An 8499-nucleotide genomic window follows, 5' to 3' on the forward strand; every position below is an offset into this window, starting at 1 on the left:
AAGCGAAGCGCTTGGAGCACAAATCAACAGCCCAATATAACACAGCCTTTATTAATAAACTGCATTTTTCCTTTTTTTATTAGAGAGAGAAGGTACGTTGTATGAGTATTTTGTATCATATATTACTAGATATCATATTTCCGATATTCCTGTTGATTGGGGCAGGCGCAGTCCTACAGCGTGTCATTAGGCTTGATTTATCTACACTTTCAACATTGACGGTGTATTTCTTATTGCCAGCGGTTTGTTTTGTAAATATATATGAGAGCAATATGTCAAGCGAGTTAATTAGCCAAACGGTAGTATTTTTACTGCTTTTTAATATTCTGCTTATCTTAACCAGCATGTTTATTGCGAAAGTGAACAAGTTTGACCGTAAGCTGACAGCAACCTTTAAAAACAGCATGGTTTTGAGCAATTCAGGTAATTACGGTCTCCCTGTAAGTGAACTAGTATTTGCTGCTAATCCTGCAGGTATGTCGATACAGATTATTATTTCTATTTTTCAAAATCTCCTTACATTCACATATGGTTTTTTCAACAGTGTCTCTGCCCAGAGCAGCGGTAAAGAAATCCTACGAAAAATTATCCGCCTTCCGGTTATTTACGCTTTATTACTGGCAATACTGTTGAAATGGCTACATATTGATATCCCTGAATTTTTGTGGAGGCCAATTGAAAATTCTTCAAATGCGTTTTTGGCAGTTGCACTTGTTACACTTGGAGCACAAGTGGCATTTTTAAAGATTACACGAATTTCTAGACCCATTGTTTGGATTGTAATCGGCCGGCTGATAATTTCTCCTCTCATTGGGTTACTCGTTATATTTTTACTTGGATTAACAGATATAACTGCTCAAGCGCTATTTATCGCCAGTTCATTTCCTTCTTCAAGAAATAGTGCTTTGCTGGCACTTGAATATGATAATTATCCAGAATATGCTTCCCAAGCGGTCCTATTAACTACAATCATAAGCGGTATTACGGTTGCGGTTGTCGTTTATCTATCTAAAATACTTTTTTAACTCATTAACTTACATGAACTTTCATAGATTCATCATTGGCATCGTTTTTATTTTGATAGGCATTTTTTAAAGGCACCATAGAGAGGGCGGCGGCTGCAATTAAGCCAGGAATCGCAAAGGCGATAAAGTTTAAGTGAATGGGTAAAGAAACTGATAATAGGAATCCTCCTAAAAGGGGACCGAGCATACCGCCGATCCTGCCGACTCCAGAAGCCATCCCTAATGCTGTAGATCTAATAGATGGCGGATAGTACTGAGAAACATAGGCCTGAACAATATTTTGTGCACCAATGGTTGCAGCTCCAGCAATGGCTACTAACAGATATATTACTAACGTATTTCCTCCAAATCCTAGGAGTGTCAGAGCCACGGCGCCTGAGGCATACATCGGAACAAGCATTTTTTTTGAACCGTATTTATCACAAAGTCGTCCGATTATGAGTGTCCCGATAATTGCTCCGCCTTGGAGGGCAATGAGAAAGCCTAAGCTTGAATTTAATCCATATCCTGCTTCCATCATCAATTTTGGAAGCCAAGTATTCAAACCATAAACCATCAATAAACAACTGAAAAACGCTGTCCAAAACATAACCGTACTGAAGGCTCGGTTCTCCTTAAATAATCCTATTATAGGAAACTTTGATTCTTGGATTTTTAAGTCGATAACCTCATCATTTGGATTAAAATGCGAATCTGGACTTACTTTAGCAAGGGTTGCAATCAATTTTTCTTTCTTACCAGTACGGATAAGATAGCTGGATGTTTCGGGCAGCTGTTTATACATAATAGGCAAAAATAGTAGAGGAAGACCCGCAAACCAGAAGATTGATTCCCATCCGAATGTTGGCATTAAGAAAATCCCTATTAAGGGAGCAAGAATTCCCCCAACAGAATAACCACATAAAACGATACTTACAATCATACTTCTCATCGTTTTAGGAGCATAATCAGTTAATAGTGCGATAACATTTGGCATGATTCCTCCCAAACCTAAGCCAGCTAAGAAACGAAAGGTTGAGAAAGTAGTAGGAGTTTCGGCAAAGCCGCAAAGGAATGTAAATAAACTAAACAGTAGTAATGTTATAGCAATCACGTTCTTTCTACCAATACGATCAGCTAAAGTACCAAAAAAGATTGCCCCAAACATCATCCCAAATAATCCATATGTCCCGATTGCTCCAGCTTCCACCGATGAAAGATTCCATTCCTTTATCAAGCTCGGTAAAACCGTTCCATAGACGACCAGATCATACCCATCAAACAAGATAATGATAAAACTCCATAATAATAACCCTAAATGAAAGCGGTTAAATTTGCTATTAGCAATAACTTCGGTAGAATTAATTGTTGTCATATTTTTTTCCCCTTTATAAAATAAAATTAAATGATAACGCTTACGATAATATGAGAGAATTCGTATTTGTTGTCGGTTAACACTAATTACACTTTACTTATAGTAAATACCGTTCTCTAATTAGAGATTATAAACACTAGTGGTTTTATTTTCAATAGAAGATTTATATTTTTCGGAATATTTATACTAAATCAGGTCCGGAGGAATGCACAGCATTGATTTCTAATCAGAATTATCCAAGATTACGATAAAACTATAGAAAGGGTGTAAATCAGTTGACGAGTAAAGTAGAAGAGTTTGCTAAAACTAGCAGAAGCAGAGTCCACTCGAGTCGGAATTGTACCGCTTACTTCAATCGATTCAAGTTGACAGTAAAGGAAGCCTATTATGTCTAGCTAGAAAATATAAGGAAAAAGGTAGAACAAGGTCAGAAAATCGTAGGGAAAAAGATTGGCTTAACTTCCCTAGCCATGCAGATTCTATTAGGTGTTGATGAGCCGGATTATGGACACCTATTAGACAGCATGGTGGTTGAAAACGGAGGTTTTATTTCCACCGAGAAAGTGGTACAACCAAAGGTAGAGGCGGAAATTGCCTTTATTTTAAAAAAGGAATTACGAGGCCCTAATTTAACATCTCTTGATGTTCTTCAGGCAACAGAATATATCGTTCCTGCGCTTGAAATCGTTGATAGCAGAGTAAAAGATTGGAAGATTACGCTGGTAGATACAGTTGCAGATAATGCCTCATCAGGGTTTTATGTACTTGGCGGTAAGCCAGTCAAGGTTGAAGACATCGATCTTGAGCTACTCGGAATGGCTTTTTATAAAAATGGTGAGTTAGTCAATACTGGGGTTGGTGCAGCAGCTTTAGGCAATCCAGCCAATTGTGTAGCATGGTTGGCTAATAAGTTGGCTGAATTTGATATCCCATTGCGTGCAGGTGAAGTGATTCTCTTTGGGGCTTTATCGGCAGCGGTAGAGGCGCGTGCTGGAGATACGTTTACGGCAAGATTCGCACACATTGGGCAGGTAAGCGTCCATTTTTAGAACGGAGGAGAAATTTTAATGAGTCAATACAAGGATATTGCCAATTACCTCGTTTCAGCGGAGGAAGAAAGGCATGAAGTTCCCAAGGTAACGGTGAGCCAGAAGCCGGATTTATCGGTGGAGGAAGCATATCTTGTTCAACAAGAAATCTTAAATCGCAAATTAAGTAAAGGAAGTAGAATCATTGGTCCTAAGATGGGCTTAACGAGCTTTGCCAAAATGAAGCAAATGGGCATTGAAGAGCCTATTTATGGATATGTGTTCGATTATATGTTGATTGAAAATGGCGGAAAAGTCCGTTTAAGTGATTTGATACATCCGAAGGTGGAAGCAGAGATTGCATTTGTGATAGGAGAAGACATTGAAGGACCTGGTATAACCGGGGCGCAAGTTCTCGCGAAAACGGAATATGTTCTTCCCGCACTGGAAATTATCGATAGCCGTTATGAAAACTTTCAATATAACTTGCCGGATGTGATTGCTGACAATGCCTCAACCTCACGGGTTGTGTTTGGAAAAACCTTGAAAAAACCGGAACAATTTGAACTGGATCTTGTCGACGCAACGCTTTCAATCAATGGTGAAATCAAGGAATTAGGTGCAGGAGCTGCTGTCCTAGGACACCCGGCCCATTCTGTAGCGATGCTTGCCAATATGCTGGCAAGAAAGGGTGAGAGGGTTCGCAAGGGTGACGTGATACTAACTGGCGGCATTACGGCTGCCGTTAAGTTGAACTATGGCGATATCGTTACTGGAAAATTTGATGGTTTTGGCGAAGTATCATTTACTGTAACCGATTAAAAAATCATAAATAGAGGAGATTATCATGCCTATTATTCAAGTGCAAATGATGGAAGGAAGACCAAAAGAAAAAGTAGCAGAATTAATTCGTAATGTTACGAATACAGTTTCGGAAACCTTGGATGCTCCAAAAGAGAATATTAGAGTGATCGTAACGGAAATCCCTAAGACCCACTGGGGAAAAGCTGGAGAGCCTGTTGGAAAATAAATTTAGGATGACTTAATAGGAGGCATCAACTATGGAAGAATTGCCAAAAGATATCGTTCCATTACAACAGGATTTTTATGAACAGCCTACTTTAGAATTGGCAATGGCAATGCTCGGATGCCTCCTTGTAAAAGAAACACACCAGGGCATCTCTGCCGGATTTATTGTAGAAACAGAGGCATACAAAGGACCAGGTGATAGGGCAGCGCACAGCTATAATAACAGAAGGACAGCAAGAACAGAAGTCATGTTCCACCGTTCCGGCCTCGCCTATACATATCTAATGCATACTCACTGCCTTTTCAATGTGGTCAGCGGCGGTGAAGAAAAACCTGAAGCTATTTTGGTCCGAGCCCTGGAACCTCGGTACGGTATCGATATAATGAAAACCAGGAGAGGGCTTGAAGAATTAAAAAATCTGACAAACTGTCCTGGAAAACTAACAAAGTCATTGGGTATAACAATGGAGGACTATGGATGCTCACTCACCCATCCACCCATATATTTAGCAAAAGGTTTTTATCCTGAAAGCATATCTGTCGGAAAAAGAATTGGGATTGAAAACACTGGCGAAGCAAGGGATTACCCTTGGCGTTTTTGGGTTACGAATAATCAATTTGTTTCAAGGCATCAAAAGTTCGAATACGAAGTCAATTTGAAACCGTGATGATCATCACAAAATCATCGACACTATTGGGCTATGATTTAAGAAGAGTTAATAGAAACGACCGAAACCTGGAAAAATAGGAATTTTGGATGTATGGTCTGGTTGGAAGAGGGTGTTATACGGTGGAAACTTCGAACGTTGTATTAAGTGCTCCATTGCAGCAATTAATGGATGAGCATGTGTCGCTCAGGCAAGATATGAATCATTTCTATGAGATCACGGAAGAGATAGAATCCGATTCGGGTCCTGCTGTGGTTCAATTGTTTGCGAAATTGCATGAACTGGTTTCTGCTTTCGCTATTGAGCTGAAGGCACATTCCAAACGAGAGGATGAGGGGTTGTTCCCTATGATGGCTCGCCGCCTAGGAGAGAATGACAGAACAATCGAGGTAATGGAACAAGAACATCAGAAGGCAGAGGGGCATCTGCATGATTTTCTAACTGAAACTGAACAGGCGGAATCGTCCATTGATGAAAATGCTGCTCAATGGATTTCAGTATACGCCGTCCAGGCTTATGCTACCTTAACACAACACTTTGCAAAGGAAGAAAAAGTGTTGTTTCCTTTGGCAGAGAAGATACTTTCCATAAGGGAGAAGGAGGAACTTGAACTTCTGTTTCAGGTACTCTAGTGAGAACCTAGGTAAAAAGTATATGATAGTGCAAAAGAACAAACCAACTAAGTATTATTTAAAGAGTACACTTAGTTGGTTTGTTTTTAATTAAGACACTATAAAAAAAAAATTTGCAAAAAGATATAATATCAAAATACTTACTAACATCGTTATATTTGACATCGTGGCAATGAAACGGATGCTAGTAATGCTATATTTAAATTCAACTGCAAAAGTTAAGGCAGATGCTGCAACCGGCAGTAATAGACCAATCAGAATGGTAGAACGAAGCATGATGTCAGCTGGAAGGGTAAAGTATAAAACTAAACCCACGATAAGACCTAAGCCATAACGGAAAGCTAAAAATTTCACCATTGGCCTAATAAATTGTTTGTCAAACTTAAAATTCAAAAAGAGTCCTAATAGTAATAATGATAAGGGTATATTTGCTCCTGAGATCGTACTTGCAACTTCAATGAACATATCAGGAAGGTGGATGTGGCTAAAGTTTAATATACTAGCAATAATATAAGTCATTAACGGAATAGACTTTCCAAGTTTCTTTAGAATTTCTAATGGGTTAAGACGAAGACCTTCATTTGAAAAATAACTTCCAAAAATAAAAGAGATTCCAAAGACAAGAAATGATGCTCCAACATCAAACATACTAAAATAAGTTAATCCTTCCATTCCCCAGATTGCATAAACTAAAGGAAATGCAAATAAGCCAACATTAAAACCGTGAGATAACATCAAAAGGGAACCCTTAAGTTCTCTTTCCTCATTTTTAAAGAATAATAGGCCTAAAATGGCCGTTATCATTCCATAAATAATTACAATGACTGGTAACATAATTAATGAAGTTTCTATTTTAACAGAATCAAAAGTTACAATAACTAAAGCAGGAAGGGTAATTTTAAAAATAATTTTTGAAATCACTTCTCCATCTTTTTCTTGTAAAATATTTAGTCGTTTTAATAGATAGCCAAAGGCAATGATGATAATAATATTAAGAAATTCCTGATTCATAAATAAATAACGCTCCTCTATGATGTATCTAATCTGTATAAAAATAAAAAATTATCTTTGAAAGTTTAATTCTAATTAAACCACACTTTCAATCATTATATATAGATATTTGTTATAAAAAAATAAGTAAAAACAACAACTTTTTTATATAAAGATTTAAGAATTTGCATCACAATATTGTCACTTTATTATTATCATGTTACTATTAGTTGAAATTAAATCCCTTTAAATCTGGTCCAGAGAGTCCAAAAAGGCGAAAGTAAAATTCATACATATTTATTATGTCTATGAATGCCTTTTTGTCCTTTGGATGGAGAGGCATTTTATTTTTGCTTATTATCTTTTAATCTGAGTCCTGTGAGGCTTGAAAGGAGAACAACAAGAATGGATTATCGTAAAAAAACAGTAGTTGCTTCAGTAGCGGGTTTAACATTAGAGGGCATGGATATTATGTTTATATCATTTGCGATGTCGATGATTATTGCAGAGTTTCATATCGATATGGCAGCTGGTGGACTTATTTCATCCATTACTAATTTAGGAATGCTTGCTGGGGGAGTCATTTTCGGTATTTTAGCAGATAAATTTGGGAGAGTCAGAATTTTTACCTATACGATTCTATTATTTGCTGTCGGAACTGCGTTAACCGGGCTTGCACAAAATATTGAACAAGTATATTTATTTAGGTTTATTGCAGGTTTAGGAGCTGGGGGAGAATACGGTATTGGTATGGCGCTTGTCGCTGAGGCATGGCCAAAGAATAAACAAGGGCGCGCTTCTTCCTACGTTAGTGTCGGTGCTCAATATGGTGTTATCCTTGCCGCACTTCTAAGTGCGATGATTCTTCCTTCCTGGGGATGGAGAGGGTTGTTCTTCGTTGGATTGGCTCCGGTTATTTTCGCCTTTATCGTTCGAAAGAAACTAGACGAATCACCGGTATGGGTGGAATCACAAAAGAAGAAGCAACTTGTTCAGAAGCAAGGAAAACTAAAGCAATTGTTTGCTACTCCTAGAATTGCTGTAACGACTGTCGCTTTAGCAATAATGGCAACCGTACAAATCGCTGGTTATAATGGTTTAATGATTTGGCTGCCATCGATGCTTCAACAATCCCAAGGATTATCCGTTTCAAGCTCGGCTCTTTGGACCATTAGTACCGCCGCTGGTATGATTGCAGGTATGTTAACGTTTGGTCAATTTATGGATCGGTTTGGAATGAAGCGTTCGTATGGAATCTTCTTAGCTGCTTCCGCTGTTGCTGTCTTCTTCTACTCCTTTGCTTCAGGCAGCACAGGTCTTTTAATTGGAGGTGCGATTGTAGGTTTCTTCTCTAATGGAATGTTTGCAGGTTATGGCGCACTAATTAGCAAATATTATTCAGTAGAAATTCGCAGTACAGCAACGAACACAATTTTTAACTTTGGCAGGGCTTTAGGGGGATTATCTCCAATTTTAGTAGGTTATATCCTTCAACACGCAAATGTAACGGTAGCAATGACGTACCTGGCACTGCTCTACTGTATCTCCTTTATAGCAATGGTTAGTTTGCAAAAAGGAAAAGGTAGACAAGAAGAAATCAATAGTTTATCTGAAGCAGTGTAAGGGTTAATAAAAAGCCATTCTCTCAAACATTCATGTAGGAGGGGATGGCTTTTTATCATTTCCTGACATTTATCTCCCTCTTCAATCGTGTGAAGGGCGCAGCCCACGATAAGGGGGAGATAAATGTCGGTTGGCGGTAGCCAAAACTTT

8 protein-coding genes and 1 pseudogene are annotated in these 8499 nt (G+C 38.3%); 7 read left to right on the plus strand and 2 right to left on the minus strand.

The genetic code is table 11. The features are described from left to right. The first annotated feature begins 101 nt into the window (after positions 1-101). On the plus strand, positions 102-1025 hold the full coding sequence (locus tag CHI06_RS23455) for an AEC family transporter (protein WP_095250988.1): 924 nt from the start codon (positions 102-104) through the stop codon (positions 1023-1025). 4 nt (positions 1026-1029) lie between these two features. Here CHI06_RS23455 and CHI06_RS23460 read toward each other — a convergent pair whose 3' ends face one another. Further along, positions 1030-2379: an MFS transporter gene (locus tag CHI06_RS23460; protein ID WP_095250989.1), complete on the minus strand. Its 1350-nt coding sequence runs from the start codon at positions 2377-2379 to the stop codon at positions 1030-1032. A 275-nt stretch (positions 2380-2654) separates the two neighbouring features. Between CHI06_RS23460 and CHI06_RS23465 the strand changes: the two are divergent. From CHI06_RS23465 to CHI06_RS23485, 5 genes and pseudogenes are all read left to right on the plus strand, one after another. Then, positions 2655-3428 (plus strand): annotated as a pseudogene (locus tag CHI06_RS23465) (2-keto-4-pentenoate hydratase). An 18-nt stretch (positions 3429-3446) separates the two neighbouring features. Continuing rightward, positions 3447-4229 carry a 2-keto-4-pentenoate hydratase gene (locus CHI06_RS23470; protein WP_095250990.1) on the plus strand — a complete coding sequence of 261 codons (783 nt, stop codon included), beginning with the start codon at positions 3447-3449 and terminating at the stop codon, positions 4227-4229. A gap of 25 nt (positions 4230-4254) precedes the next feature. Next, positions 4255-4437: a 4-oxalocrotonate tautomerase gene (locus CHI06_RS23475; protein ID WP_095250991.1), complete on the plus strand. Its 183-nt coding sequence runs from the start codon at positions 4255-4257 to the stop codon at positions 4435-4437. Positions 4438-4468: 31 nt separating this feature from the next. Then, on the plus strand, positions 4469-5104 hold the full coding sequence (locus CHI06_RS23480; protein ID WP_095250992.1) for a DNA-3-methyladenine glycosylase: 636 nt from the start codon (positions 4469-4471) through the stop codon (positions 5102-5104). A 122-nt stretch (positions 5105-5226) separates the two neighbouring features. Next, the gene (locus CHI06_RS23485; protein ID WP_179292751.1) at positions 5227-5736 is read left to right on the plus strand and encodes a hemerythrin domain-containing protein; all 510 of its coding nucleotides are present in this window, start codon (positions 5227-5229) and stop codon (positions 5734-5736) included. Between the two features lie 90 nt (positions 5737-5826). Here the strand turns inward: CHI06_RS23485 and CHI06_RS23490 are convergent, their stop codons facing one another. Beyond that, positions 5827-6747: an AEC family transporter gene (locus tag CHI06_RS23490; RefSeq protein ID WP_095250994.1), complete on the minus strand. Its 921-nt coding sequence runs from the start codon at positions 6745-6747 to the stop codon at positions 5827-5829. 384 nt (positions 6748-7131) lie between these two features. On the opposite strand from CHI06_RS23490, the gene CHI06_RS23495 reads away from it, so the two are divergent. Continuing rightward, on the plus strand, positions 7132-8349 hold the full coding sequence (locus tag CHI06_RS23495) for an MFS transporter (protein ID WP_095250995.1): 1218 nt from the start codon (positions 7132-7134) through the stop codon (positions 8347-8349). Positions 8350-8499: the final 150 nt, after the last annotated feature.

Origin of the sequence: Bacillus sp. 7884-1 (assembly GCF_002272245.1) — a bacterium.
Lineage (GTDB): Bacteria > Bacillota > Bacilli > Bacillales > Cytobacillaceae > Neobacillus.